Source organism: Rhizobium sp. 01L419 (assembly GCF_056400025.1).
Map to the genome: position 1 here is coordinate 36,629 of NZ_JBFTSM010000026.1, position 25,078 is coordinate 61,706.

The following is a 25,078-nucleotide window of genomic DNA, read 5'->3' on the forward strand; positions in this document are numbered from 1 at the left end:
CAATGGCGACACTATCGATCAGAAAGATTCAGAAGTCCTATGGCGCCCTGAAGGTGCTGCATGGCGTGGACGTCGATCTCGACGACGGCGGTTTCCTCGTGCTCCTGGGACCATCGGGATGCGGCAAGTCTACCTTGCTCAACATCATTGCCGGGCTCGACGAGCCGTCCGATGGTGATATCGCGATCGGTGAGCGATCGGTTACAGCACTCCCGCCCAGGGATCGAAACATCGCCATGGTGTTTCAGTCCTATGCCCTTTACCCGACGATGTCGGTGGCGCGGAACATCGGGTTTGGGCTCGAGATGCGGGGTGTTTCTGAAGAGGAACGCCGGGCGGAAGTTCAAAAAGCGGCGGAGATGCTGCAGATCACCCACCTTCTGGATCGGCTCCCGGCGAACCTTTCGGGTGGCCAGAGGCAGCGCGTCGCCATGGGGCGCGCAATCGTGCGCAGTCCGGATCTGTTTCTCTTCGACGAGCCGCTGTCCAATCTCGACGCGAAGCTGCGGGTGGAGATGCGAACCGAGATAAAGCGGCTACACGAACGGCTCGGTACCACGATCGTCTACGTGACCCACGACCAGATCGAGGCGATGACCCTGGCCACCAAGGTTGCCGTCATGAAGGGCGGGCATGTCCAGCAGCTCGCCGATCCCAGGACGATCTATGAACGGCCCGCAAACATGTTCGTTGCCGGTTTTATCGGTTCGCCGGCTATGAACTTCATCAGGGGTAGACTGATCTCCCATGGCACGGCCAGCCGCTTCGAAAGCGAGGGTGTTGTCGTTCACATAAGCGCTTCGAAAGAGGCGGCAGGTTCCCGCGAATGCTTTCTCGGCATAAGGCCGGAAGAGTTCAAAATAGTCGACAGCGACGACGCGGCGATCAAGGGTGTGATCGATGTCGTGGAACCGACCGGTCCAGACACGATGGTGACCGTGAAGGTGGGCGACCATGCGATCGTGGCAAGAGCCGAACCGCGTTTTCAGGGCCGGAGAGGCGAACAGGTTCGGTTTGGGGTCGATCCGCAGAGCATCAACCTCTTCGACGCCGAGACAGAGGTTCGGATCGCGATTGGTCCAACTCATCAGCAAATTTAATGCTCAGGTTAAGCCATGCCCTCACCGGTTTAGGGATAAAAGGACCCGTGTGGTCTTTCGGTGCGCTTGTACCGAGGGTGAAATTGGGCAGCGTCACATCGCCCAGATGTGAGTGCGCCCGGCGAAGGCATTGATCATCAGGCGGCATTATCTAGATACTGCTGGCAGCTCACGGACCCCACAACCGAAAGAGGAGTACAAAATGGCCCGGCTTACGCACACAGTAGCAGTCGTCACTGGCGGCGGTAGGGGAATTGGTCGGGAAATCGCGCTGCAGCAGGCACGGGAGGGCGCCAAGGTCGCAGTCCTTGCGCGAACATCTACCGAGATCGAGGAAACAGTCGCGCTGATTGAAGGCGAGGGCGGGCGAGCGATCGCCGTGAGGACCGACGTGACCGAATACAGCGCCGTCGAAAGCGCTTTTGCCCGAATTGGATCCGAATTGGGTCCAGTCGATACCCTGGTCAACAACCATGGCTCTTTCCAGGCTTTCGGTCCGGTGTGGGAGTGTGATCCGCTCGTCTGGTGGCGAGATGTTGAGATCAATCTGCGCGGAACCTTCCACACATCGCGCGCCGTAACTCCGAAAATGCTGGAGCGCGGCAAGGGCCGCATCATCAACCTTGTTGGTGGTGGAACAGGCAACAGCTTTCCACATGGCTCGGGTTATGCCTCTAGTAAAGCTGCCGTCATGCGACTGACCGAGTGCCTCAACGATACGACGATTGCTGAAAACGTACGCGCCTTTGCAGTGGACCCTGGGCTTGTCCGAAGCGCGATGACCGAAATGCAGCTGTTTTCCGAAGCTGGTAGGACCTATCTGCCTGGCATCCAGAAGCTCTTCGACGATGGTATCGACATCGATCGCTCACGCGCTGCACTCCTGATCGCAGATATCGCTGCTGGCCGTTTCGACGTGCTTGCTGGTCGTCTGTTGCGCGGCGTTGACGATCGCGACGAACTCGAAAAGGAAATGAAGAGTTTGGTGGCAGCCGATGGAAGGGCGCTTCGCTTCAGCGCAATCGCGCAGCAGAAGCTCTGACCTTGCTTTTCGGCAGACCAGTCGCAGAGGCCCTCGGGCGAAAGCGCTGGGGTCTCCGGGATGCTTTGTCACGCCTCGTTCATGGTTAACCAAGTGTTAACCATTGGCGACTACTGTCAAGACATCGCAGCACTTCCTCCCGTGCTGTGTCACCAAAAATTCTTGGCCCGAGCCGCTTGTGCTAGGGCCATTTTTTGTCGGCGAGGGCTTCACCGCCACTCGAGGAGCTGCCATTCCACGTTTCTCGTGTATCACGCGATTGATGGGCCCAGTGGGATTACGTCGATCAGTCAGGTCGGGAACCGACCCTTGCACCCACCGTCCACTGATGGCCGTAGATTGCGTCACCAGATCGAGCGCCGCAACTGGTTTCGAGGATTTGCGACGCGGCCGGCGCTCATCAGCTCGATAAGCTTCTAGAGACAAGTCACCACGTCACTAGTTTCCAGGAGTTGCTGCTTTTGTTCAATGCTAGTCGATACCAACGGAGCGACCGTGTCGGCCAACAGGCTCGGATCGCTGGTCGAAGGCAGGCCGAAGCGGGCTTTGGATCCTGGTGGAAGCGCGAAAAAATCGAGCTGAGCGTAGGTCTGATACGCATCGAGAACCGCACTTGAGAGAGCGGCTACCTCCTTTAATTGGCTACGCTGCTCTCCAATCGGCGTGACCTCCGCCGCCAGGAGCTCGCCATCGCTAATGCGGACGATGCCTGTTCGCTGAAGCCCGCAGACGGTGACCTTGAGAGCTCCGTCCACCTGGGTCTGGCGATCGACCACATTTGCAATGACGCCCACCGGATGGAGAGCATCAAGAGTGCTAGGGCGGTCATCGGTGACATGTCTCTGGGCGACAACGACAACGCGCCTATCCGACAAGGGCGTGTTCGACCGCCTGCCTTGTTTTATCTCGGGCCACGAAAATCCGCGAGATGATGTGCGGAAACAGGACCATGTCCCATAGGAACGATGGGAATATCCCCCCGGCTGGAAAAGCGTGTTAGCCTGCACGGAGGTTGCAGACAACTGGGTCGCTTGGATCCTTGCGGCCAATACGTTCCAGTCTCGATAGCCAAGAATTCGAGCAACGAGCTCCTGGCTCACACTGTTGGTGGAGGTGACAGATTTGGCGTGAAGCGCTTCACGTAGCGTTTTCGCCATAGCTTTGGCATCGCGGAAATCGCGCATGAGATGATCCTTTGCAAAAGCGAACGGAGAGCGTCGGGGGCTTGCGTTGCTGGCCCGTTCGTTCGGGCAAAGGGAGCCACAATATCCAAATTAAAGCGCGAAGCTTTGCAGTGTATGCGTTGGGTAAGCTCCAACGCTTGCGGAGACGGTTTCAAGCTCCTCCTCATTGGCGTTGGACAGAATGCCAGTGCGGACGAGGACAGAGTCCAGCCCTGCCGATTTCGCACCGAGGATGTCGTGCTCGATGCTGTCGCCGATGCAAACCACGCATCGACGGTCGCTGACGGCCGTGAGCCGTAGAGCGTATTCATATATTTCGGGATGTGGTTTTCCTAACCAGGTGACTGGCCCCCCCATCGTTTCATAGAGCTTGGCAATGCTCCCTGCACCCGGCGCGACGGAACCAGTGTGCAGTTTGTGAATGTCAGGGTTGGTACAGTAGCACGGCACGCCTCTTTCGGCGGCCGGGCGCAGCATGTCCCGGTAATCGTCCATTGAAACTCGTTCGGCCTCGCTGCCGGAGACAATGACGATTTCAGCGTCTGCTGCGGTATTTGCGGAAACCAGTCCCAGACGATCAGCCAGATTGCTGTCCCCGCCACTGGAGACCGTTAAACAACGGGCCCCTTTTGCAATCGCATTTTCCGGTCGCGAGAGGATGTCGAACGCGACGTCCCCCGAGGTCACAAAGAAGTCGAAGCTGTCCGCCGCAAAGCCCATTTTTATCAGCCGCTCGGAATTGTAGTCGCCGCTTCTGCCGGAATTGGACAGGATAACGATCGTCCGGCCCGCCGATGCTAAATGGGATAGAGCGGCAATGGCACCCTCATAAGGGCCGGCATCATCCCTCAGTACGCCGAACTGATCGATGAAGAAGACGTCGTAAGCTTGCATCAACTGAGCCAGAGAGATGGACAACGGTCTAGACATTGGTGGAATCCAACTGGGAAAGGACGAGTGCGGCTGTCCCGACGGCGGCTTCTAGTGATCTGGAGGGTGGAGTTTCAACGCCCAACGCTCTGGCCCTCATTTTCGTCCAGGCCGGATTTCGGGCCCCTCCACCGACGGTTCGAAGGCTTCTCAACGCAGGCGATCCGAGTTCGCGCAACCGCTGATAACCCAGGCGCTCGATTTCCGTCATGCCTTCGAGTATGGCCTGAAAAAAATCTCCATCGTCGGCGGGCCGCGGCGTGAGGCGGGGCGGATAGTGGGCATCGTTAATCGGGAAACGCTCGCCCGGACGCAGAAGGGGATAGAAATCCAGATCCATTTTACGGTCTGGGTCGATTTTCCGTGTGAGGTCGTCCAGCCGATCATCGCCGATCAGGGCGCGCAGGACATTGCCACCGCTATTTGACGCCCCGCCAACAAGCCAGAAATGACCGACACGATGCGAGTACACCCCGTAATCGGGAGCGCTGATCGGCCCGTCCGATGCAAGCTTGAGCACAATCGTGGAGCCGAGCGCCGTCACTGCGTCGCCTGTTGCCGATGCCCCCGTTGCCAGGAACGACGCGCAGCCATCCGTCGTACCGGCATGAAACCAAGCGTTCGTCGACAGGCCGAGGTCTTGCAGGTAACCCTGTACTGGAGCAATCCTTACACCCGCGCGCACGACACCGGGCAGCCGAGCAACGTCCATGCCCGCCGCTTCGATCCACTGCGGCCAGCGTTCCGCACTGAGGTCAAAGCCCGTTTTGAGCGCATTGTTTTCGTCACTGATGCGTCCGGGGCAACCCAGTTTCATCAGGATCCAGTCGGCCTGATGAATCACAGCATCGACACCCTTCTCGTGGGAAAGATATATCGCACGCGCCAGACCGGAATTTGCCCCGAGAGCCGTACTACCTGCGGGAGCCTCGCGGGCTATGCGGTCTACGACCGAGGCGTCGGGACAAGGGTCGTTGTACATAAGGACCGAGCCTGTTGGCTCATTTGCAGCATCGAGCGCGAGTACGCTTCCGGAGGTTCCGTCAACGGCAACGCCCTCGATCGAAGAGAAGTCTGTCTTTTCGGCGAGCCTTTCAACGGCCTCCTTCACTCTGTCCCACCACGAGGCCGGCTGGCGCAATTCATCTGGCGACCTGAACGGCGCGGCGGCGAAACCTACTGGATTTCCGTCGCGGTCAACTGCCGAAGCGCGAGCCCCTGAAGTGCCGATATCAATACCGAGGGCGACGGGCCGGCTAGCTTCCACGGTCACGCGGGCTGCCTCGCGGATGCGCGGTCAAGCGCCTGCCGATACTGCTCCGCCTCCCAGTGTGTCAGCTCATATTCATCGTCCTTTGAAAGGTAAGCGACCGACTGTCCTTCCGGAATTCTCCCCACTACTTCGGCCAGGCAACGTGCCATGACTTCGCCCCCTGCGGTAAGGGTGGTGGACAAGAGGATGCCCTTGCCGGGGACAATCAACATCTTCGGCGCTTCACGACCTTCGCGGTGCAATGCCGCCTCAAGATCGGCCGCGCTCTCGTCCTGCGTGAGAACACCTATCTCCGTCCCGAGGAAAATCACATGGTCGGGATAAAGCGAGCCGCCGAGCGCGATCTCCTGATTGGCATTCGAGAGTGCGACTGAGTGGCTTTCACGATCGTGGGCGGGGTGGTAGCCGGACCCCTTCGCGATAACAGCGAGCGCGTCGATGTCGGCGGTCTCGGTTCTGCGTGCCTCACCCGTAAGGGCGTTCGTGACGCGCTGAATTCGGTTCGAAACCTCCTCTATGGTGTCCCCACAAACGATGATCCCGTGATTGAAAAGGATCAGGACGTCGGGCTCGGATGAGGCTGCTTTCTCGATCTCCCGTGCAAGGGGCGTTCCCGGACGCCTGTATGGTATCGTCACCCACTTGAGATCGGAAACGGCTTTCATGCGCGCAGCCAGTATCGCATCACGATCCTGGAGAACAGCGAGAGCGATCGCGTTGACGCAGTGATAATGCGCGACAACCGGACTTTTGAGAGCCGCGTGAAAACTGGTCTCGATCGATGGCCGAAGGCCGCTGGAGTTCAGGTCGGAAACGACGAAATCGGTGGACTTCTCGGCTCGTGGGTCGCCTTCTCGAAGGGCTGCAACCAGAGGCTCCACAACAACCGGGACCATAATGTCTTCAGCATCCGCCTTTGAAAGCCAGGTGCCCGATGCTTTCACCCACATGACGCCGTCGCTTTTGATTGACGTATTGCCGCCCGCGCCCTGCGTCTTGAGGATATCGTTGCCTATCTCGCTCGACAGCCGGAGGAAGCCCTTGAACAACTCCGTGTGTCTCAGGTCCGGTGTGGCCATTTCGTTTCCCTCCTGCCGCTCTGGTCTCCGCTCTTCTATGCGTTGGGTCGCATGAGCGAACTTTGGCGTGATCCTATAAATGTGATTGGATATCGTCAACTGTGAAGATTTTGCGTCGTCGATATTGCGACATCTGAATTGTTGTGATTATAGTTCGTCATAGACGCTGAGGGAGAAGCGTCAGTGGAGGAAAGTTTTGAACGATTCCGATCGCCATCGTCTGATCACGGAAATGCTTCGAGAGAGGCCGTTCGCCTCCGTGCGCGATCTCCAGAAGCGACTTGGCGTCTCCCCGGCGACAATCCGCCGTGACATCGACAAGCTCGATGACATTGGTGTGGCCCGGAAGGTCTATGGAGGTATCTCCGCCAATGAGGCTTCGAGCTCCGCCCGCCTCTCTGCGCGGCCATATGACGAAAACCGCGATATAGCTGTCGATGCGAAGCGCGCGATCGCTGAAACGGCCGCGGGCCTTGTGCGTGATGGCGACTCGGTCATCGTCCATGCGGGGTCGACGTGCTATCAGCTCGGTCTGCAGCTATCTCGGCGCAATGTCAGGCTCTATACCAATTCCATGCCGCTGGCCGCCTATGTCGGCGAGCACGGGACATGCCATCTGACGTTGGCGGGTGGGGTGCTGTACCGCGAGCCGGGCATAATTCATGACGCTTCCGCGGGAGCGCCCGACTTTTTCGCCTCGCGATTCTTCCTCGGAACCCAGGGCATCAGCGACGAGGGACTACTGGAATCGCATCCCCTGTTGACCAAGGCTATTGGAGAGCTGAGCGGCTGCGCCGATGAGATAGTCCTACTGGCAGATAGCCGGAAGCTCTCGATCCAGCCGCGCAATGTCGTCCTTCCGCTTTCACGTATCGGAACGATCGTGATTGACGACGGCCTATCGGATGCCGGCGCAAAGATGCTCGAGGACGCCGGAATTGCCATAATGATTGCCACGGTGGGAGGCCAGTGATGACGCCATCGAACGTGATAGCTGTGTTTGATCTCGGGAAGACGAACTCCAAGCTATTCGTCTTCGGGGCGGACGGTTCCGTACTGTCGGAAACCAGGACAAAGCCGAGTTGGATTGAATACGGTGGCCTTCGCGTCCTCGATGACGAGGCGCTTTTCGACTGGATGAAAGCTTCTCTGAAGCAGGCAGCACTGGATCATTCCGTCGGACACATCATGTTCTCGGGCCACGGGTGCACCTTTGCTCTGGTTGACCATGACAAGTTGGTGCATCCGGTGCTCGATTACGAACAGGAACCTCCCCAGTCGCTGGCGGATCGCATCGACATGCAGGTGCCGGCGTTCAGCGAGACTTTCTCTCCGAGGCTCCCGCTCGGCTTTAACTATGGACGCCACATACTCTGGTTGGAGGCCATCAATCCCGACAACTTAAGCTACGCCGACGCCATTCTTGCGTATCCACAGTTCTGGTCCTGGAAATTTACCGGCCACAAAGTCTCCGAAGTTTCCTACATCGGGTGCCATTCTCATCTTTGGGCACCGCTGCGCGGCGATTTCAGCAGCCTAGTCGACGGTCGAGGTTGGCGCGAAAAGATGCCTGCTTTCGAAAGGGCGGGTACTGCCCTTGGTAATTGGGAAATCGGGTCGGATGAGAGCGATACGGTTTCGGTCGTCGTTCACAACGGCGTCCACGACAGTAACTCGGCGCTCTACTACTATCGTTCTGTCGGGTTCCAGGACTTCACATTGGTATCCACTGGCACCTGGGTGGTGATCTTCAATTCGGCGTGTCCGCTAGATGCGCTTGATGAAAATCGTGACATGCTTGCCAACGTCACTGTCGACGGGAAGCCAGCTCCGACGATCCGGTTCATGGGTGGAAGAGAATATGACCTTGCGAGCGGGGGTTGGAACAAGCCGATCAGCATCGACGCCATGTCACGTGTGATCGCCAAAGGCGTCTTCGCGTTGCCGTCTTTTGCACCCGGTGGACCCATGCAGGGGTTCGAAGGCCGTTTCCTGGGACCCGAGGTGGAAGGCGAGGAGAGGGCGGCAGCCGCACTTCTCTACGTCGTTCTGATGACCAATCTTTCTCTCGACCTCATCCAGTCACAAAATGCGATCGTCATAGACGGCGGCCTCGTCAAGACGGGATTGTTTGCGGAACTTCTTGCTCAGCTCCGTCCCTCGCAGCCGATATTTACAAGCGCAACCGCCGAAGGGAGCGCATTCGGAGCCGCCGCTCTGGTTTTCGACACGTTGGGTAAGAAGCCCTTCGTAAACGAAACGAAAAAGGCAGCGCCGCTTCAGCTTTTCGGCCTCGAAGCTTACCGCGAGACCTGGAGAGCGTTGAGCGAGATCGAAGAGCCGAAAGTGGTAAGTCCGAGGAAGGAACTTCACGCATGAATACGGCTGGCACCGAAACCCGCGTTCCCGTTCTGGAGATGCGCAACATCAGCAAGACGTTCGCAAGCACCAAAGCTCTGACCAACGTCTCGCTCACGGTCTATCCTGGGGAAGTCCACGCCTTGATGGGTGAAAATGGTGCCGGCAAGTCGACACTTATGAAGGTGCTTTCCGGAGCATACACCGCGGACCCGGGCGGCGCGGTTCTCGTCGATGGAAAGCCGATCGTTACCGGAGACCCGATCAGGGCCAAGGCAAACGGCATTTCCGTCATTTACCAGGAGCTGTCTCTTGCTCCTAACCTTACTGTCTCCCAGAACATGTTCCTCGGAGCCGAGCCCTCCCGCTACGGGATTGTCGACAAGGCTGACGCCCGCGCCCGTGTCGAACCGATCCTCCGGCAGTTGGGCATCACATTTGGCCCGTCCCAACTCGTTGCGACCCTCTCGCTCGGTGAGCGCCAGATGGTCGAAATTGCGCGTGCACTGACCACCAACGCGAAAATCATCGTAATGGACGAGCCGACGACATCGCTCACGTCCAGGGAAACGGAGCGGCTGTTCGACGTGATCGCCGGTCTCAAGGCCCGCGGCATCGCCGTCATCTACATCAGCCACCGCATGGAAGAGATTTATGCTCTCGCAGATCGCGTGAGTGTTCTGCGTGACAGCGCGTACGTGGGCACGCTGGAGCGGGACGAACTGTCTGCCGAAAAGCTCGTCTCGATGATGGTTGGCCGCGACCTTTCTTCATTCTACAAGAAGGCACACCGGGCACCTCAACAGGCTGCGAAGACGGTCCTCGCCGTGCGTGACATAGGTGATGGTCGTCGGGTTCTCGGCTGCTCGTTCGATGCCAAAGCCGGTGAAGTGCTAGGGATCGCCGGGCTGGTTGGTTCCGGACGAACCGAGCTCGCACGCCTTATTTTCGGTGCCGATCGCAAAACGTCCGGGACGGTTTCGCTTGACGGTAGGGACCTTGCCATCGGCGGTCCGCGGGACGCCATGGATGCGGGGATCGCGTATCTCACGGAGGACCGGAAGGGACTGGGCCTCTTCCTCGATATGACGATCAACGAAAACATAAACATCGGCGTCATCGGAAAGGATGCGACTGGCGGGGGAATTCTAAATTTCGCGTCGGCAAAAGAAAGAGCCACCCGGGCAATCAAGTCGCTTTCCATCCGCACCTCCAGCGACAGCGTCAATATCGGCGCTCTGTCGGGTGGCAATCAGCAGAAGGCATTGATCGCCCGTCTCCTCGAAACGAAACCCAGGGTCATCATCTTCGACGAACCGACGCGCGGCGTCGATGTTGGTGCCAAGTCCGAAATCTACCGAATTATCGACGAGCTCGCGCAGGCGGGGATCGCGATCGTGGTGATATCGAGCGATCTGCCCGAGATCATCGGGATCGCCGACCGCGTCCTTGTCATGCGCGAGGGCCGTATCGCCGGGGAAGTTCTGGCGGCACCGGACCAGCCAATAAGCCAGGAAGCCATCATGGCTTTCTCCACCGGATCGGCGTCGAAAGTCGCTTGAGGTGGGAAATCAAAGACGACGGGATAAAAACATGACCGCGACATCCACGGATCAGGGCAACGCCACTAAGGCAAAATTCAGATCGACGCTCACGGCACTCGGCATGCTGCCAGTGCTCGTCATTCTGGCGATCGGTTTCCATCTGCTGAGTGGACGCTTCCTCAGTGTCAACAACCTCTCGATCGTGATGCAACAGGCATCGATCAATACGGTTCTGGCCGCCGGGATGACGTTCGTCATTCTGACGGGTGGCATCGACCTTTCGGTCGGTTCGATCCTTGCCGCTTCCGCCATGGTCGGTGTCATCGTATCCCTTTGGCCCGATCTCGGCATGCTCGGTATTCCGGCGGCGATCGGAGTTGGGCTTGCCTGCGGTGTAGTCAACGGAACGATCATATCGGCGCTCAAGCTTCCGCCCTTTATCGTGACGCTCGGCTCGCTGACCGCCATGCGCGGCATCGCCCGACTGCTCGGCAATGACACGACAGTCTTCAATCCCGACCTGCCCTTCGACTTCATCGGAAACGGTAGTCTCTTCGGCGTACCCTGGCTGGCAATCATCGCCATGGCGACGATTCTGGTCTCGTGGTTCATCCTGAAGCGCACGGTATTGGGTACCTGGATATACGCCGTGGGCGGCAACGTCGAGGCCGCGCGCCTGACTGGCATCAAGGTGCCGCTCGTTCTGCTTTTCGTCTACTCGATGTCGGGCCTCTTGTCCGGCCTGGGCGGCGCTATGTCGGCAGCACGTCTCTACGCGGCGAACGGCCTGCAGCTCGGCCAATCCTACGAACTCGATGCGATCGCCGCCGTCATTCTCGGCGGAACCAGCTTCGTCGGCGGTGTCGGCTCGATCTGGGGCACGCTGATCGGCGCATTGATTATCGCGGTCCTGTCGAATGGCCTCATTCTCGTCGGTGTCTCCGACATTTGGCAGTACATCATCAAGGGGCTCGTCATCATCGTTGCCGTGGGGCTCGACCGCTATCGGCTGAAAGGACTTAGCCGCACGTAATGTGCGGCCGGAGGGACCGGGGTTACCGGATAACAGGGCGCAGGAAGCGCCATATGGAGGAAAGTATGCGTATGATCTCTAAACTGCTTGCAGCTACCGCAATGGCGGCCGCGATCGCAATGCCTGCCGCCGGCAAGGATCTCCAGAAGATCGGTATTTCGGTCGGCCTCCTTGGCAATCCGTTCTTTGTTGCGACCATCAAGGGCATCGAGGACCGCGCCAAGGAAATCAACCCGAATGTTCAGGTCACATCGGTTTCGGCTGACTACGACCTCAACAAGCAGGTTTCGCAGATCGACAGCTTCATTGCCGCCGGCGTTGATATCATCATGCTGAATGCAGTCGATGCCAAGGCGATCGCACCTGCCGTCAAGAAGGCTCAGGCCGCTGGCGTGATCGTCGCCGCCTTCGACGTTTCCGCACCGGGCGCTGACGTCACGGTCATGACCAACAACATCAAGGCTGGCGAAGAGGCTTGCCAGTACATCGTCGATCAGCTCAAGGGCAAGGGCGACGTCGTTATCATCAACGGCCCCGCATCTTCCTCGATCCTCGACCGTGTTCAGGGTTGCAAGAACGTCCTGACGAAGAGCCCCGACATTAAGATCCTCTCCGACGACCAGAACGGTCAGGGTTCGCGCGACGGCGGTCTCGCCGTCATGCAGGGCCTGCTGACGCGCTTCGACAAGATCGATGCCGTCTTCGCCATCAACGATCCGACGGGCATCGGTGCAGAGCTTGCCGCCAAGCAGCTGAACCGCAACGAGTTCTTCATCACTGCCGTCGACGGCGCTCCGGATATCGAGAAGTCGCTTGCCAGCGGCAAATCGATGATCAAGGCGTCTGCTTCGCAGGATCCCTACACAATGGCAGGTGACTCCCTGAAAATGGCCGTCGATGTTCTCAACGGCAAGAAGCCGGCAGAAAGCACAGTGCTGCTCGATCCGCAGCTGATTACTGCCGACAACATCAAGGACTATAAGGGCTGGACCGCAGCTCGCTAACGTCTCCTCCCGAGCGGCCCGTCGGTGCTTTCGAGCCCGACGGGCTGCGATCCGAAAATCAACCAGGAATTCGTTCCATGTCCAAAATCGGTATCCACTCGTTTGTCTGGAGTGTCGGCTCTTCCAAAGACGAGCTGGAGAGAACTCTCGCGCGATCCCACGAACTCGGTTTCAAGTTGGTCGAGTTTTCGTACCTGGACCCCGAACAAGTCGACGTAAAATGGCTCGCATCCCGCATCCGGGAATTAGGCCTGGATGTCGCGGTTAGCATGGGCTTGCCAACGGAAGGCGATATCTCCAGCGAAGATCAGTCCGTTGTCGCCAACGGTGAAGCCATCTTGGACCGCGCAGTTGCGTTGGTTCGCGATCTTGGCGGCACCAAGCTCGCAGGCATCCTGAGTTCGGCTCACGGAAAGCAGGAGCACGCGTTGTCTCGCAGGGCGTGGGACAAGAGCGTCAGCACGCTTTCGAAGGTCGCCGATCGCGCGAAGCACGCGGGTGTTACGCTTAACCTGGAAATCGTCAACCGCTTCGAGAGCAACATGCTCAATACGGCCGCCCAAGGGCTGGCTTACATCAAGGATACTGGAGCCTCGAACGTCTTCCTGCATCTCGACACCTTCCACATGAATATCGAGGAGGCCGACGTCGGACTGGCGATCCGCCACGCTGCGGAAAAAATCGGCTACGTCCATATCGGGGAAAGCCACCGTGGATATCTTGGGACGGGCAATATCGATTTTGCCTCAATCTTTGACGCTCTGGTCGCCATTGGATGGGACGACTATGTGACCTTCGAATCCTTCTCGACAACGATCGTCGACAAGGACCTGTCATTGAAAACGGCGATCTGGAGAAATCTCTGGGACGACAATGTCGCGCTCGCCAAACATGCCCTGACATTCATCGAACTCGGATTGGACACCGCGCGGCTCAAGGCTAAGCTAGTCAGAGCTGCGCATCTGCCGACGGTATGATCACCGTCGCACACATTGTGCAGGCCGTTGCGGCCGGGGATGTCAATCGGCGTCCAAAATTGGGTCTGACTCAATCTCGCGGATGTTCTGGTTTCACTTGGCCTTGTTTGGGAGGAGAATCAGTGCCATGCGAGCCCAGTAACTGTCGACCAGCGGCAGGTCCCACCATAGCTGGCTGCGCTGACCAAAAACGACGCCGATCTCGCGAGCGTTGTCCATCCGCTTAAGATGCGGCGTCCGGCCGAGCAGCGAGAGCGCGCCGTCGCTCGGCACCGGGATGCGCTTCTTTCTTTCGCTGATCATCGCTCGGCACGTGCAACCCAAGTTTGTCACAGTCATGGCAAATGTTTGAATTCCACCTAAACATAGGTCTGAAGAAGCCTGAACAGGGGTCTGATTTTCGAACTGCCGTTTTCGGGCGATCGTCTGACCGTTGCCCAAGATGGCCGGTAGTTGATGATCTCCCCAAATCAATTGCCGACCATGATTGAGGTAGATCAACCCTAAAGGAGAATTAAGATGAACAGCAGATTCAAGATTGCCTTTGTTGCAGCCTTTGCATCTCTGGCTCTGGCGGGCGTCAGCCGTGCCGAAAGCATCGCGATGAACACAGCCCCCGAAATTGCCCAGACCCTTCGTGCCTTCAATTCCGACTTCAATGTTCGTTACGTCGGAAACTGGGACAACGATCCGGAACATGAGACCCGCGGTCTCTCCGCAACGGGCCGCACGGACAACCAGTTGCGTGCGATCCGAGCCTCGATCAGCGAAAACAAGGACCTTGTTCGCAAGCTGAATCAGGATGATGTAAAAGTCGACAATATCGTTGACGCCGAACAGGCCGCCGACGGCAGCGTTACCTTCTTCGTACGCTAAGACGCCTCACAGCATGGACAATGATCGTCACTCCATGCTGCAGGACCAGCCGGGCAGCGGAAATCTGTACCGATACCGGAGAATTGTTATTCAGGTATTTTGGACTATGTTCCGGTCTGCCCGGCTGCCAGAATTGGCCCAACTCGTCAGTTCGCTTTCCATGGGGGCACAACTGCGTGCTCTTGGGGATTTAGGTGAGATAAAAAGGTCACGCTCAGATCTTTTGCCTTTTGGGACCCGGAGACTGCGGCCGGCGGCAAATAGTTCCATAAACTGGACAACGCCTCAGGCGTGTGTTTTCAATGATTTAGTGAATAGTGAAAGGTGGGGTGGCTCGATTCTCCTCAAGGCGCGCTAGTCGCTGACACAGAAGGACGCCGGCTTCGCCACGCCCGCCATGGCAGAAAGATCGCCTTGTGGCGGTCTCTCCAAGTCTATATGTGAGCGCCTTTGTAAGCCATTCTCAACAGCAGCCACGGCCTGCTGGATGATATCGATGACAACCGTGGGCAGGAAAGCAGTGGTACGTGGCTCATAGATATCCCCGTCGACAAGAATGTCGGCGGTGGGCACCTGGACATGTTCACGGCCCGTCATCTGCTAGCGACCGCCTGAACGGCAACGGATTCTTTGGTACGCGCAAGTCAGCGCCCAACCCGATTTATGTTGCCTGCACTCAGTCGCAGACTGCTTCCGCCTCGATTTCAACCTCGTAGTCCCCGATCAGGTTTCCGGCCTCGATGAGCGTATTGGCGGGCAGGATGGATGAAAAGGCACGGCCATGGGCCCGGGAAACGGGTTCCCACTGGTTTCCGTCGCGCAGATAGATACGGGTGCGGATCACGTCTTCGATGCTGCCGCCAAGTGCCGAAATGGACGCTGCGATCTTGTCGAGAATGTAAGTGGCCTGCGCACCGGCATCGCCGGGTGCGACGCAGCGGTCCGCGCCATGGGTCGCGGTGGTGCCTGACACGAGGATACGGTTGCCGATCCGGACCGCGCGGCTGTAGCCGGCCATTGGCTCCCAGATGCTGCCCGACGACACGCGCGAACGGCCCGGCCTGCCGGGCACCCGGACTGCGGTGTAGATCGAAGGGATGGCGTCCAGATGGTGGCTGAGATCGCCCGACGCCGTCAGGAACGGCGGCTTGCGATATTCGTCGCCGCAGTCGCCGGGAATGGGTTGCATAGCCGCAAAGGCGGCATTAAGGGCTGCGTGGTCCTCGCCGTCCAGCGCGAAGGAAAATACCTTGAGATTGTCGTCGCGATGCTCTTTTTCCCCAATCCGCGCGCCAACAATGGTGGCGGCGACGGCCGGATGTTCAAGAACCCAGCGACTGGCGACATTCGAGATCGAGACCTTGTGCTTGGCCGCGATGCCGGAGGCCGCGCGCAAAATACCTTGAAACGCCTCCCAGCCACCGGCGGTATCGATAAAGCGCTTGTACTTCGAGCGGCTCCAGTCGGCGATATCAGTGGGTTCCGGTTGATTAAGCCATTTCTCCGAGAGAAAGCCTCCGCAAAGCGTGCCATAGGCCAGCAGCTTGACGCCGCTTTTGGCGCAGAGATCCGATAAGGCACCCGCGGCCCGGCGGTCAACAAGAGAGAAAGAGACCTGATTGCTGGCAATCTCGATGCCATCGGCCAAGGCCAGCGCCAGATGCCCTGCATCGAAATTGGTAAGCCCCAACGCACCGATCAGGCCTTCTTCCCGCAGACGCTGCATTTCATGTAGGGCGTCGAGCCAGGCTGGATGTTCGAAGCTCCACCAATGGAACTGAAGCAAATCGACCTTGTCGACACCAAGCCGGGCCAGACGTTCCTCGATGCCGCCACGCACCACATCCGCGGTCATCGGACCCGGCTCGGGGCACCATTTGGTGAAGGCAGCCGGTCTGGCGCCGCTGTCATACCGCGCCAGCAGGCGTCCGGCGATTAGCTCGGCCGAACCGTAGTGATCCGCCATGTCGAATGTGTCGAACCCGTCGCGCGCATAGGCGTCAAGCGCATCGGCGCCTTGGTCGGGATCGATTATCGTGCCGTTTTTCTCGATGTCGGCAACCTGCCAGAGTCCGCAGACGAGGCGGCTGATGGAGAGCTCCTTGGTGAGGGCTATGCGATCGGGCCGGTGGGACATGGTTCTATTCCTTGGACTTTTCCGGGCGCTTGCGCGTCAGAGATGCCAGCGCATTCGACGCGCCGAGAATGCCGCGAGGGCGCAGGAGGAGGATGAGGCAGAGGCCGACCCCGATCATGACGATCTGAAGGGATGCTGCACGCGCCTGCTGCTCCGGCGGGATGAAGGCGGAAACGGCGGCGGCCGACAGCGCCCAGAGACCCCAGACGAGCACCGCGCCGAGAATTGCGCCGCGATTGTTGCCGGCACCGCCGACGATCAGCATTGCCCAGACCTGGAAGGTCAGGATCGGCAGATAGTTGTCCGGCGCGATGAAGCCGATGAAATGCCCTTGCGCCGCCCCCGCGATCCCCATGATGGCGCCGCCGATGGTAAAGGCTTGCAGCCGGAAGCGGATCGACCGCTTGCCGAGTGCCTGTGCTGCCGCTTCATCCTCGCGGATTGCCCGCAGCACACGCCCCCAGGGGCTTTTCGCCAGATGCTGGAGGGCGAGGTACAGCGCCAGCACGACGGCGGCCATCAGCGCGAGATTGGAAAGGCCGAAGGCGAGCGGATCGCCCGCGAGTTTGCCAAACGGCCGCGGAATGAAACCAATGCCGAAGGCGCCGCCGGTGAGCGGCTGCAGGTTGAGCACGCAAAGCTGTACGGTGACGGCGACGCCGAAGGTGGCGATCGCCAGATAATCGGACCTGAGCCGTATGGTGAGCGCCCCGACCAGCCAGGCGGCAAGGCCCGCGATGAGCGCACCTCCCATCCAGCCGACGGCAATCGGCAGGTCGAAGCCGCCGACACGATTGAAAGCGTCCGGTGTCGTCAGCAGGGCTGAGACATAGGCGCCAATCGCCACAAAGGCTGCAATGCCGACGTTGAACAGGCCGGTCTGGCCCCACTGCACATTGAGGCCGAGGCACATGATGGCGTAGGTCAGCGCCATGGTCAGAAAGAAGGCGGCGTAGGCGATCAGGTCTAGGCTCATGCGACCCTCCCGAGCAGGCCGCGCGGGCGCAGAAGAAGGACCGCAACGAGGATGACGAAGGAGACGGCGGCGCGCCACTCCGCACCGACCATTTGTACGGCTGCCGCTTCCGAAAGACCGACGATCAATCCGGCGATCATCGCACCCGGCACGCTGCCGATGCCGCCAAGGATCGCTGCGGCAAACAGCGGCAGCAGCAGATCATGGCCGAGATAGGGGCGGATCTGGACGAGCAACCCGGTCATGATGCCGGCGATGCAGGCGAGGGCGGCGCCGACGAACCAGACCACGCGGATCACCCGACGCACATCAACGCCGGCAATTCCGGCAAGCGCCGGGTTTTCGCTGACAGCCCGCATCGAGCGTCCGATATCGGTGCGGGTCATCAGCAGGTGAATGGCGATGACGGCAACGAGCGAGACGCCAAGCGACAGAAGCTGATCCGGCGTTGCACGCAGTCCGCCGCCGATCTGGACGGCGATTTGCAGTGCCTTGGTGTAGTAGGCGGGCTTCGAGGTAAAGATGAATTCCAGCAGGCTGCGCAGGGCGAGCGATGCGCCAAAACTTGCCATCACCAGAATGATGACGGCGCTGCCGCGCGCCCGTAGGCGACCGAACAGCACGGCATCGACGGCGAGCGCCAAGGCACCCGTCAGGATAATGGCGAGGATGGCTGAAAGCGGCAGGGACCAGCCGAAGGAAAACGGGCCGAGCGGCTTCGTCAGCGTGGTGGACAGCAGGCCGAGGCCGCCGCTCACCACCAACGCCAGATAGGCCCCCCAGGACAGGAGTTCGCCATGGGCGAAATTGGCAAAACGCAGGATCGAATAGGTGAGCGTCACGCCGATGGCGCCCAGACCAATCATCGCGCCGGCGAACAGGCCATCCATCAGAAATTGCGGGTTCATGGCTGTGGCACCTCATGCGGCTGTGATGTGCCGAGATAGAGTTTGGCGATCAATGGATCGCCAAGCAGGGAGGATGCTTTGCCCTCATGGCGGATCTTGCCTTCGACCAGAATGATGGCGCGGCTGGCGAGGGCGAGCGCCGCCTTGACGTTCTGCTCCACCAGAATAACCGTGACGCCGCCGGCATTGATCTCCTGAAGCATCGCAAAGACCTCCGCAACGATCTTCGGAGACAGGCCTGCGGATGGTTCATCGAGAATGAGCACCGGCGGATCGACGATCAACGCTCGCGCGACTGCCAGCATCTGGCGCTGGCCGCCGGAAAGCGCGCCCGCCAGCCGTGACGGCTTTGTCGCGAGATCGGGGAAGCGGCGGTAGAGAGCGGCGATCTTTTCCGCGCGGAGGTGTTTTGGCAAGACGGCGGCTGCAAGCTGCAAGTTTTCGCGAATGGAGAGCGTCGCGAAGATGTTTTCCGTCTGCGGCACGAAGGCGAGGCCTTCGCCGATTTTGCGGTGGGTGGCGACGCGGGTGATGTCGCGCTCCCCCAGGAAGATGCTGCCGGAATGCACGGGCAAGACACCGGCGATCGCCTTGACGAATGTCGACTTGCCGGCGCCGTTGGGGCCGAGAAGCACCAGCAATTCGCCGGGCGCCACGGAGAGATCGACACCGCGCACGATCGGCAGATCGGGTTCATATCCGGCGACCAGCGCCTGGGTTCGAAGGGCAGGAACCGTCATGCCCCAGCCCCGAGATAGGCCTCGATCACATCGGCATTGGCGGCGACAACGGCGGGCGTGCCTTCGGCCAGTGGCTTGCCGAGCGCCATGGCGACTACGCGGGAGCAGAGCCGCGAAACCATGTCCATGTTGTGCTCGATCAGCAGGATCGACTTGCCCTGCCTGTTGAGGTCGATGACGCGCTCCATGATGGTTTCGAGCAAAGCGGGGTTGACGCCCGCGGCCGGCTCATCGAGCAGGATGGCCTGCGGATCGGCCATCAGGATACGTGCCAGTTCCAAGAGCTTGCGCTGGCCGCCGGAGAGCACTTTTGCAGGTTGGGCCTCGAGGCCTGACAGGGTGACAAACTCCAGCAGCGCCCGCGCCTTGTCTATCGCCAGTTTCTCCTGTCGCCGGACGTGGCCGAAGCGCAGGAAATTTGCAAAAAGCCGCTCGCCATCCTGCCCCTGCGCGCCCGTCAGCACATTTTCCAGCACAGTCATTTCGAGGAAGGGTTTCGGAATCTGGAAGGTGCGCCCGACGCCGCGGCCGATGCGCTGCTCGGGGTTTTCCTGCGAGACATCGAGGCCGGCAATCCAGATTTCACCCGATGTCGGCTTGAGACTGCCAGCGATCAGGTTGAACAGCGTCGTCTTGCCCGCTCCATTTGGGCCGATCAGCCCCAGCATTTCGCCGGCTGCAAGCTTCAGCGACATGCCGGCGACAGCGGTATGGCCTTCGAACTTCTTTACCAGATCGCGTGCATCGATCACGGCTCGTGAAGCGGGCGCGAGGTTCGAGGGTGCAGGTGGCGCGGAAGAAGGCATGAACGAAACAAGTCTCTTGATTTGATTGGTGATGTTTGATCAAACTTTACCGTATGGAGAAAAGCAACCAAAAAAAACCGGCTGCAAGCGGACCAAATTGAGAGGCGGTACAGATGAGGAAAGCATCCGAAAATACCGCCAGCAACCTTGATCGCGACGACGCGCTGTCGCCGGTCGGTCGCGAGACCCTGCAGGACCGCGTTTACGCGCAACTGCGCAATTCGCTGATCAACGGCATGTTTGATGCCGGCGATATCTTGCGTATTGTCGATCTCGCCGAGCGGCTGCAGACGAGCACCATGCCGGTGCGCGAGGCGCTTGGACGGCTCGTTTCCGAGCAGGCACTCGAATCCCTGCCGAACCGGTCGGTGCGTGTGCCGCTAATCACCCGCGATCGTCTCGACGATCTCGCGCGCGCGCGCATCCTTATCGAGGGGCAGATGGTGGCGCTGGCCTTGCCGAACCTCAGCGATGAAGACTTCGCCATCCTCAAGCAGATCAATGTCGATTGCGACCTGGCTTTCGAGCAGCATGGCAAGGATATCGGTCACGTTACCTCCGCGCTGAACCAGCGCTTTCACTTTCATATTTACCAAGCTGCGCGCTCGCCCGTACTCATTCCGATCGTTGAAAGCCTCTGGCTGCAATCGGGCGCGATCATCCGCAAGGCGGCGCATATTCATGACGAACAGGGCGGCCTGGCGGCGACAAATCACCATTGGGCGCTGATCGATGCGCTGAAAGGGCGCGATGCCGAAAGCGCTGTTCAGTCGCTTTCCGACGATATCAGCCGCTCTTTCAACCTTATCCGCGGGCGGCTGGATGCGGAACACGATGAGGCCGCAAAGGGAGTTCGCCATGGTTGATCCGTTGGATGATGGCTTCGACATTTTCGACTTGCGGGTGGACGTGATCATTCCCGAAGGCGGTGCTGTCTATTGCGGCGCCAAGCCCGGCGACCATTTCGAACTGCATGGAGAGATGCTTTATCTGCCGCCCGGGCAGGGTATTTCCATTTACTCGCTGTCTTCAGTCCTGCCGCTTCTGGCCGCCAAGCAGCGTCCGACCCATCCCAACGACTGGATGACGACGGATGCCGATATCGCTTGCCCTGACCCGAATTGCTCGACCCGGCTGAGGATCACCCGCACGGGTCTCCGCCGTTTCAGCCATGCCGCGACAACAGCGGTTCCCTTGATTGACGAATAGGCCAGCAGACATGCAACGCATCACGATCGCCCCTGGTTATGAGATATCTCGCGTCATTCGCGGTGGATGGCAGCTGGCGGGTGGCCATGGCGCAATCGATGCCGAGAGCGCCATCGAGGACATGATCGCCTTCGCTGGCGCCGGCATCACCACGTTCGATTGCGCCGATATCTATACCGGGGTGGAAGACCTGATCGGCCGCTTCCGTCTGGCCTACGGCAATCTGCGTGGTGCCGAAGCCCTCTCGCGCATCCGCGTGCATACCAAGTTCGTTCCGGACCTTGCGGTGCTGCCCGTAATTAGCAAGGCATACGTCGAGGGTGTGATCGATACATCGCGCCGGCGGCTCAATCTCGATTGCCTCGATCTCGTGCAGTTTCACTGGTGGGCGTATGACATTCCTGGCTGGCTGGAAACGGCGGGCTGGCTGAAGGAGCTGCAACAGGCCGGCAAGATCGGCAAGGTCAGCGGCACCAATTTCGACACCGATCATATCAATACGATCATCGCGTCGGGCGTGTCGGTTACCTCGTTGCAGCTACAATATTCGCTGCTCGATCGGCGCCCGGAAAAGCAGATGGTACAGCTTGCCGCCGAGAAGAATTTCGCGCTGTTCTGCTATGGCACGGTGGCCGGTGGCTTCCTTGGCGATCGTTGGTTAGGGCAGCCGGAGCCGGAGCATCCGCTCGAAAACCGCTCGCTCACCAAATACAAGCTGATCATCGACGATTTCGGCGGCTGGGATCTTTTCCAGGCGCTGCTCTCGACGCTCAGGAAGATTGCCGACCGGCATCAGGTGGATATCGCGACCGTCGCCAGTGCTGCGATGCTGACCAAGCCCGGCGTCGCCGCAGTCATTGTCGGCGCCCGCAACCGCGATCACCTGCCATCCAATCTTGCCATCGCGAATATCAAGCTGACCGACACGGATCTGGCAGAGATCGAGGCAATCCTGCGCCAAGGCAATCCGCTGGAAGGGGACGTCTATACGCTGGAGCGGGACCGGGAGGGCCGTCACGGCAGCATCATGAAATACAATCTCAACAAAGGGGAATAAAATGGGACCGAAATTTCTGCTTTCCGCTGTGGTTGCGGCACTCGCGGCATCCACAGCAACCGCTTTCGCAGCCGATTGCGACATCACTGTCGGCCTGGTCATGGAATTAACGGGCCCTGCCGGCGAATACGGCCAGGCGGGTGCAAAGTCCGTCGAAATGGCCTTCCGTGATTTCAACGATGCCGGTGGCGTCGATGGCTGCAAGGTCGTGGCCGATACGCGCGACAGCCAAAGCCAGGGCAACGTCGCCGTCGATCAGGCAACGCAGCTCGTCAACATCAAGAAGGTGCCGGTCATCATCGGCGGCATTATCTCGTCGGTTTCGATCCCGATCCTGACCTCGGTTACCGCTCCGGCCGGCGTCGTGCAGGTCTCGCCGGCATCGTCCTCGCCGACGCTCACCGAGCTTGGCCGCGAAGGCAAGACCAACGGCGTGTTCTTCCGCACGATCACCTCGGACGCCCTGCAAGGCACGGCCGCTGCCAAATATGCTGTTGATCAGGGCCTGAAGAAGATCGCGATCATCAACGTCAACAATGACTTCGGCGTCAACATGGTGAAGGAGTTCACCATGGCCTACACGAAGCTTGGCGGCACGATCACCTCGACGACGCCTTACAACGAGAAGCAGTCGAGCTATGCGTCGGAAGCCAGTGCCGCCATGACGGGTGAGCCGGATGCACTCTATCTCGTCAGCACGCCGGTTGACGGCGCAACGATCGCCCGCGCCTGGATTTCCGGTGGCGGCAAGCAGACTTTCCTGCTGAACGACGGCATGAACTCTAAGGACTTCATCGAAAGCGTCGGCGCGCAATATCTCGAAAGCGCCTACGGCACCTCCTCCGGTACGAGCCCGACGGCATCGACCGAATATTTCAATGCCAACTATGAAGCCTTCTCGGGCGGCATTTCTCCGTCGGCTCCGGCCGCGGACCGTTCCTATGATGCCGGTGCGATCGTCGCACTCGCCATTGCCAAGGCGGGCAAGGCGGATGCTGCCGCCATCAAGGCTGCGGTGCCGGGAGTGGTGGCCGAAGGCGGCACGCCGATCCATGCCGGCAAGGAAGAGTTTGCCAAGGCCCTGCAGCTCATCAAGGACGGCAAGCCTGTGAAGTACGAAGGCGTCATCGGCCCTGTCAGCTTCGATCAGTACGGCGATATCACCGGCCCGTTCCGTCTCTGGAAGATCACCAATGGCGAGGTGACGACTGTCGGCGAATTAAGCGCCGAAGAGGTCAACGAGATTAAGACTGCGAAATAAGCGAAAAGGGCTCGGGGATCCGCCCCGGGCCCGCTACATCCTGTTCTAGGGGTTCGCCTTAGGAGGTGATATTCTGTGTATTCTGGATAGTGCCATAAAGAGGCTTTATGCCCCGAGGATTTGTTTTCAGAAGCTTAGCTTCATTTGAATAGTGCCGCGCTGGTTCTGCTCTCTTCAAGAGCAATGATGTGATTTGGTGTTGCCATCAATTTTGCAAGCCAAGCGGGCCGACATCCTGCCACGCGTCTCTTGCTCTAGTAAGACGGGCTCAACGAACCTTGATGCTGACGACCGGCCGGAGTCTAAGGATTGTCCTGCCTGTCCGAAGTCCGGGAATTGTCCACAATGCGTTAGCAGTGCCGTATCTCGGTGTCGCAAGAAGTCATGGGCCTGCCCCCAATTAATTGAACTATCCGCCCGACAGCGCCGAGTCCTCGGTTTCGCCTCTGCCTCTCAGGTTGTCGAGATGATCGTAATGAATGCGGCGAACCGTTCGGGGCTGATCTCGTGTCTCGTAACTTCGAGGTCTTTGCCCGAACGCTTGGCAAGCACGTCCATGTGGTGGTAAGCTTTACCACCAAAAGACAACGGAGGTCTCAATGGCTAACGTCGAAAAAATCAGCGTTTCGATGACGCCCCAGCAGGCGAATTTGCTACGCGACGCGGTCAATAGTGGCGCCTATGCCAGCAGCAGCGAAGTAATCCGCGAGGCAATGCGCGATTGGTCGGCCAAATGGGAAACTCGTAAGGGAGACATCGAACGCCTGCGCCAACTGTGGGACGAGGGTAAAGCCAGCGGTCAGCCGGTCGCAGCCGATCTGAAGTCCTTGCGCAAAGAAGCCCGTCAGGAACTGAGTACTGCCCGTAAACATGCCCGCTGATCTCGATGGCTTCCGCAGGCCCTTGCCGACGTGCGCGACATGAGCGCCAAGCGGGCTGACCGAGGGAGCAAAACTGGAGGGCTTGCCGATGTGTTCACGAAGCTTCATCCCCGCACGCCCAGCAGTAGCGGCGCACTCAGCCTGTTGATCTCAATACTCGGATAAACCAGTCCTTCCAGCAATTGAAGAAATCGAACTGTGGCCGCTAGCGGGCCAATCCGGCGTCCACGCCTTTGATATCGATCTGGAAGCAGAAACCTGAACAACGTGATGTGGGCGATATGGGGCGGTCTCGGACGCCAAGATGGCATGTGAAGTGGCCGAACGCAGTCTGTGCAGTTCTTGTGGCTCTTGTGCTTTTATGAAGACAGCGGCTTCCGAAGCAGCAACCTCGCTGAATTCAAGATCAATCGGCGGCGTCTTCTCAACAAGCTTATCGATGATCTCTGTCCATCGAGCCCCTCTCAGCTTCCAGACCTCATGGTTCGAAGCCTTAAATTGGTTCCTCGCGTCGATCAACGTGGCGACCGTCATGTGCAGGCTTTTTGGGGTCAGAACAAGATGGGGTGGTTGCCGTCCTCCCCTCACGGCATCGCAATATGCCAAGATGATGTGGTTGTAGCCCACAGGACGGAGAAGACGGCAAAATGAAAGACACGATGATCGGGGTGGATCTGGCAAAGAATGTTTTCGTGCTGCACGC

25 protein-coding genes and 1 pseudogene are annotated in these 25,078 nt (G+C 59.2%); 14 read left to right on the forward strand and 12 right to left on the reverse strand.

What is annotated here, in order from left to right:
- Positions 1–2 precede the first annotated feature (2 nt).
- Together AC1DUP_RS33540 and AC1DUP_RS33545 are read left to right on the forward strand one after the other, a co-directional pair.
- A complete protein-coding gene (locus tag AC1DUP_RS33540) occupies positions 3–1,100 on the forward strand; it encodes an ABC transporter ATP-binding protein (protein ID WP_113309792.1) in 1,098 nt (365 codons plus the stop codon).
- Between the two features lie 202 nt (positions 1,101–1,302).
- Positions 1,303–2,142 (forward strand): SDR family NAD(P)-dependent oxidoreductase, encoded by an 840-nt coding sequence (locus tag AC1DUP_RS33545; protein WP_477836860.1) that lies wholly within the window; start codon positions 1,303–1,305, stop codon positions 2,140–2,142.
- Between the two features lie 416 nt (positions 2,143–2,558).
- Here AC1DUP_RS33545 and AC1DUP_RS33550 read toward each other — a convergent pair whose 3' ends face one another.
- From AC1DUP_RS33550 to AC1DUP_RS33565, 4 genes are all read right to left on the reverse strand, one after another.
- Positions 2,559–3,326: an LON peptidase substrate-binding domain-containing protein gene (locus AC1DUP_RS33550; protein WP_477836861.1), complete on the reverse strand. Its 768-nt coding sequence runs from the start codon at positions 3,324–3,326 to the stop codon at positions 2,559–2,561.
- A 90-nt stretch (positions 3,327–3,416) separates the two neighbouring features.
- Complete coding sequence (locus AC1DUP_RS33555) at positions 3,417–4,256, reverse strand: TIGR01459 family HAD-type hydrolase (protein WP_113309794.1); 840 nt, start codon at positions 4,254–4,256, stop codon at positions 3,417–3,419.
- Complete coding sequence (locus tag AC1DUP_RS33560; protein ID WP_113309795.1) at positions 4,249–5,529, reverse strand: xylulokinase; 1,281 nt, start codon at positions 5,527–5,529, stop codon at positions 4,249–4,251. The genes AC1DUP_RS33555 and AC1DUP_RS33560 overlap by 8 nt, the downstream gene beginning before the upstream one ends.
- Complete coding sequence (locus AC1DUP_RS33565) at positions 5,526–6,608, reverse strand: class II aldolase (RefSeq protein ID WP_113297920.1); 1,083 nt, start codon at positions 6,606–6,608, stop codon at positions 5,526–5,528. The genes AC1DUP_RS33560 and AC1DUP_RS33565 overlap by 4 nt, the downstream gene beginning before the upstream one ends.
- 196 nt (positions 6,609–6,804) lie before the next feature.
- On the opposite strand from AC1DUP_RS33565, the gene AC1DUP_RS33570 reads away from it, so the two are divergent.
- From AC1DUP_RS33570 to AC1DUP_RS33595, 6 genes are all read left to right on the forward strand, one after another.
- A complete protein-coding gene (locus AC1DUP_RS33570; RefSeq protein WP_113309796.1) occupies positions 6,805–7,581 on the forward strand; it encodes a DeoR/GlpR family DNA-binding transcription regulator in 777 nt (258 codons plus the stop codon).
- The gene (locus AC1DUP_RS33575) at positions 7,581–8,987 is read left to right on the forward strand and encodes an acetate and sugar kinases/Hsc70/actin family protein (RefSeq protein ID WP_113309797.1); all 1,407 of its coding nucleotides are present in this window, start codon (positions 7,581–7,583) and stop codon (positions 8,985–8,987) included. The genes AC1DUP_RS33570 and AC1DUP_RS33575 overlap by 1 nt, the downstream gene beginning before the upstream one ends.
- Positions 8,984–10,528: a sugar ABC transporter ATP-binding protein gene (locus tag AC1DUP_RS33580; protein ID WP_113309798.1), complete on the forward strand. Its 1,545-nt coding sequence runs from the start codon at positions 8,984–8,986 to the stop codon at positions 10,526–10,528. The genes AC1DUP_RS33575 and AC1DUP_RS33580 overlap by 4 nt, the downstream gene beginning before the upstream one ends.
- A 31-nt stretch (positions 10,529–10,559) precedes the next feature.
- Complete coding sequence (locus AC1DUP_RS33585; protein WP_113297916.1) at positions 10,560–11,543, forward strand: ABC transporter permease subunit; 984 nt, start codon at positions 10,560–10,562, stop codon at positions 11,541–11,543.
- Positions 11,544–11,608: 65 nt separating this feature from the next.
- Positions 11,609–12,547 carry an ABC transporter substrate-binding protein gene (locus AC1DUP_RS33590; RefSeq protein ID WP_113297915.1) on the forward strand — a complete coding sequence of 313 codons (939 nt, stop codon included), beginning with the start codon at positions 11,609–11,611 and terminating at the stop codon, positions 12,545–12,547.
- Between the two features lie 77 nt (positions 12,548–12,624).
- Positions 12,625–13,524 carry a sugar phosphate isomerase/epimerase family protein gene (locus tag AC1DUP_RS33595; RefSeq protein WP_113309799.1) on the forward strand — a complete coding sequence of 300 codons (900 nt, stop codon included), beginning with the start codon at positions 12,625–12,627 and terminating at the stop codon, positions 13,522–13,524.
- 108 nt (positions 13,525–13,632) lie between these two features.
- Here AC1DUP_RS33595 and AC1DUP_RS33600 read toward each other — a convergent pair.
- Positions 13,633–13,803: pseudogene (locus tag AC1DUP_RS33600) on the reverse strand (ABC transporter ATP-binding protein); the annotation flags it as partial.
- A 240-nt stretch (positions 13,804–14,043) separates the two neighbouring features.
- Here AC1DUP_RS33600 and AC1DUP_RS33605 point away from each other — a divergent pair.
- Positions 14,044–14,400, forward strand: coding sequence for a hypothetical protein (locus AC1DUP_RS33605; protein WP_113297913.1), 357 nt, complete (start codon positions 14,044–14,046; stop codon positions 14,398–14,400).
- Between the two features lie 354 nt (positions 14,401–14,754).
- Here the strand turns inward: AC1DUP_RS33605 and AC1DUP_RS33610 are convergent, their stop codons facing one another.
- The 6 genes from AC1DUP_RS33610 to AC1DUP_RS33635 all read right to left on the reverse strand — a co-directional run bounded on the left by AC1DUP_RS33610 (position 14,755) and on the right by AC1DUP_RS33635 (position 19,967).
- Complete coding sequence (locus AC1DUP_RS33610; RefSeq protein ID WP_113297912.1) at positions 14,755–14,997, reverse strand: hypothetical protein; 243 nt, start codon at positions 14,995–14,997, stop codon at positions 14,755–14,757.
- Between the two features lie 79 nt (positions 14,998–15,076).
- The gene (locus AC1DUP_RS33615; protein ID WP_113309800.1) at positions 15,077–16,537 is read right to left on the reverse strand and encodes an aldo/keto reductase; all 1,461 of its coding nucleotides are present in this window, start codon (positions 16,535–16,537) and stop codon (positions 15,077–15,079) included.
- Positions 16,538–16,541: 4 nt separating this feature from the next.
- Positions 16,542–17,513 (reverse strand): branched-chain amino acid ABC transporter permease, encoded by a 972-nt coding sequence (locus AC1DUP_RS33620; RefSeq protein ID WP_113297910.1) that lies wholly within the window; start codon positions 17,511–17,513, stop codon positions 16,542–16,544.
- Complete coding sequence (locus AC1DUP_RS33625; RefSeq protein WP_113297909.1) at positions 17,510–18,421, reverse strand: branched-chain amino acid ABC transporter permease; 912 nt, start codon at positions 18,419–18,421, stop codon at positions 17,510–17,512. The genes AC1DUP_RS33620 and AC1DUP_RS33625 overlap by 4 nt, the downstream gene beginning before the upstream one ends.
- The gene (locus AC1DUP_RS33630) at positions 18,418–19,161 is read right to left on the reverse strand and encodes a branched-chain amino acid ABC transporter ATP-binding protein (RefSeq protein WP_113309801.1); all 744 of its coding nucleotides are present in this window, start codon (positions 19,159–19,161) and stop codon (positions 18,418–18,420) included. The genes AC1DUP_RS33625 and AC1DUP_RS33630 overlap by 4 nt, the downstream gene beginning before the upstream one ends.
- Positions 19,158–19,967, reverse strand: coding sequence for an ABC transporter ATP-binding protein (locus AC1DUP_RS33635; protein WP_113309802.1), 810 nt, complete (start codon positions 19,965–19,967; stop codon positions 19,158–19,160). Before AC1DUP_RS33635 ends, AC1DUP_RS33630 begins: the two co-directional genes overlap by 4 nt.
- A gap of 113 nt (positions 19,968–20,080) precedes the next feature.
- Here AC1DUP_RS33635 and AC1DUP_RS33640 point away from each other — a divergent pair, with 113 nt between their 5' ends.
- The 5 genes from AC1DUP_RS33640 to AC1DUP_RS33660 all read left to right on the forward strand — a co-directional run bounded on the left by AC1DUP_RS33640 (position 20,081) and on the right by AC1DUP_RS33660 (position 24,375).
- Positions 20,081–20,833, forward strand: a complete 753-nt coding sequence (locus AC1DUP_RS33640; protein WP_113309803.1) for a GntR family transcriptional regulator — start codon at positions 20,081–20,083, stop codon at positions 20,831–20,833.
- Positions 20,826–21,176 carry a TIGR04076 family protein gene (locus AC1DUP_RS33645; protein ID WP_113297905.1) on the forward strand — a complete coding sequence of 117 codons (351 nt, stop codon included), beginning with the start codon at positions 20,826–20,828 and terminating at the stop codon, positions 21,174–21,176. Before AC1DUP_RS33640 ends, AC1DUP_RS33645 begins: the two co-directional genes overlap by 8 nt.
- Positions 21,177–21,186: 10 nt before the next feature.
- Entirely contained in the window at positions 21,187–22,233 is a 1,047-nt protein-coding gene (locus tag AC1DUP_RS33650) for an aldo/keto reductase (protein WP_113309804.1), read from the forward strand.
- Position 22,234: 1 nt separating this feature from the next.
- Positions 22,235–23,494: an ABC transporter substrate-binding protein gene (locus AC1DUP_RS33655; RefSeq protein ID WP_113297903.1), complete on the forward strand. Its 1,260-nt coding sequence runs from the start codon at positions 22,235–22,237 to the stop codon at positions 23,492–23,494.
- 599 nt (positions 23,495–24,093) lie between these two features.
- Positions 24,094–24,375, forward strand: coding sequence for a ribbon-helix-helix domain-containing protein (locus tag AC1DUP_RS33660; RefSeq protein ID WP_113309805.1), 282 nt, complete (start codon positions 24,094–24,096; stop codon positions 24,373–24,375).
- 150 nt (positions 24,376–24,525) lie between these two features.
- Here AC1DUP_RS33660 and AC1DUP_RS33665 read toward each other — a convergent pair whose 3' ends face one another.
- Complete coding sequence (locus AC1DUP_RS33665; RefSeq protein ID WP_113309806.1) at positions 24,526–24,909, reverse strand: 2'-5' RNA ligase family protein; 384 nt, start codon at positions 24,907–24,909, stop codon at positions 24,526–24,528.
- Positions 24,910–25,078: the final 169 nt, after the last annotated feature.

Coding starts and splice junctions, on each gene's coding strand:
- AC1DUP_RS33590 (WP_113297915.1), top strand. CDS start 11,609: ATGCGTATGATCTCTAAACTGCTTGCAGCTACCGCAATGGCGGCCGCG.
- AC1DUP_RS33595 (WP_113309799.1), top strand. CDS start 12,625: ATGTCCAAAATCGGTATCCACTCGTTTGTCTGGAGTGTCGGCTCTTCC.
- AC1DUP_RS33635 (WP_113309802.1), bottom strand. CDS start 19,967: ATGCCTTCTTCCGCGCCACCTGCACCCTCGAACCTCGCGCCCGCTTCA.
- AC1DUP_RS33645 (WP_113297905.1), top strand. CDS start 20,826: ATGGTTGATCCGTTGGATGATGGCTTCGACATTTTCGACTTGCGGGTG.
- AC1DUP_RS33655 (WP_113297903.1), top strand. CDS start 22,235: ATGGGACCGAAATTTCTGCTTTCCGCTGTGGTTGCGGCACTCGCGGCA.
- AC1DUP_RS33575 (WP_113309797.1), top strand. CDS start 7,581: ATGACGCCATCGAACGTGATAGCTGTGTTTGATCTCGGGAAGACGAAC.
- AC1DUP_RS33610 (WP_113297912.1), bottom strand. CDS start 14,997: ATGACGGGCCGTGAACATGTCCAGGTGCCCACCGCCGACATTCTTGTC.
- AC1DUP_RS33605 (WP_113297913.1), top strand. CDS start 14,044: ATGAACAGCAGATTCAAGATTGCCTTTGTTGCAGCCTTTGCATCTCTG.
- AC1DUP_RS33650 (WP_113309804.1), top strand. CDS start 21,187: ATGCAACGCATCACGATCGCCCCTGGTTATGAGATATCTCGCGTCATT.
- AC1DUP_RS33620 (WP_113297910.1), bottom strand. CDS start 17,513: ATGAGCCTAGACCTGATCGCCTACGCCGCCTTCTTTCTGACCATGGCG.
- AC1DUP_RS33660 (WP_113309805.1), top strand. CDS start 24,094: ATGGCTAACGTCGAAAAAATCAGCGTTTCGATGACGCCCCAGCAGGCG.
- AC1DUP_RS33665 (WP_113309806.1), bottom strand. CDS start 24,909: ATGACGGTCGCCACGTTGATCGACGCGAGGAACCAATTTAAGGCTTCG.
- AC1DUP_RS33555 (WP_113309794.1), bottom strand. CDS start 4,256: ATGTCTAGACCGTTGTCCATCTCTCTGGCTCAGTTGATGCAAGCTTAC.
- AC1DUP_RS33585 (WP_113297916.1), top strand. CDS start 10,560: ATGACCGCGACATCCACGGATCAGGGCAACGCCACTAAGGCAAAATTC.
- AC1DUP_RS33540 (WP_113309792.1), top strand. CDS start 3: ATGGCGACACTATCGATCAGAAAGATTCAGAAGTCCTATGGCGCCCTG.
- AC1DUP_RS33550 (WP_477836861.1), bottom strand. CDS start 3,326: ATGCGCGATTTCCGCGATGCCAAAGCTATGGCGAAAACGCTACGTGAA.
- AC1DUP_RS33545 (WP_477836860.1), top strand. CDS start 1,303: ATGGCCCGGCTTACGCACACAGTAGCAGTCGTCACTGGCGGCGGTAGG.
- AC1DUP_RS33615 (WP_113309800.1), bottom strand. CDS start 16,537: ATGTCCCACCGGCCCGATCGCATAGCCCTCACCAAGGAGCTCTCCATC.
- AC1DUP_RS33630 (WP_113309801.1), bottom strand. CDS start 19,161: ATGACGGTTCCTGCCCTTCGAACCCAGGCGCTGGTCGCCGGATATGAA.
- AC1DUP_RS33580 (WP_113309798.1), top strand. CDS start 8,984: ATGAATACGGCTGGCACCGAAACCCGCGTTCCCGTTCTGGAGATGCGC.
- AC1DUP_RS33640 (WP_113309803.1), top strand. CDS start 20,081: ATGAGGAAAGCATCCGAAAATACCGCCAGCAACCTTGATCGCGACGAC.
- AC1DUP_RS33565 (WP_113297920.1), bottom strand. CDS start 6,608: ATGGCCACACCGGACCTGAGACACACGGAGTTGTTCAAGGGCTTCCTC.
- AC1DUP_RS33625 (WP_113297909.1), bottom strand. CDS start 18,421: ATGAACCCGCAATTTCTGATGGATGGCCTGTTCGCCGGCGCGATGATT.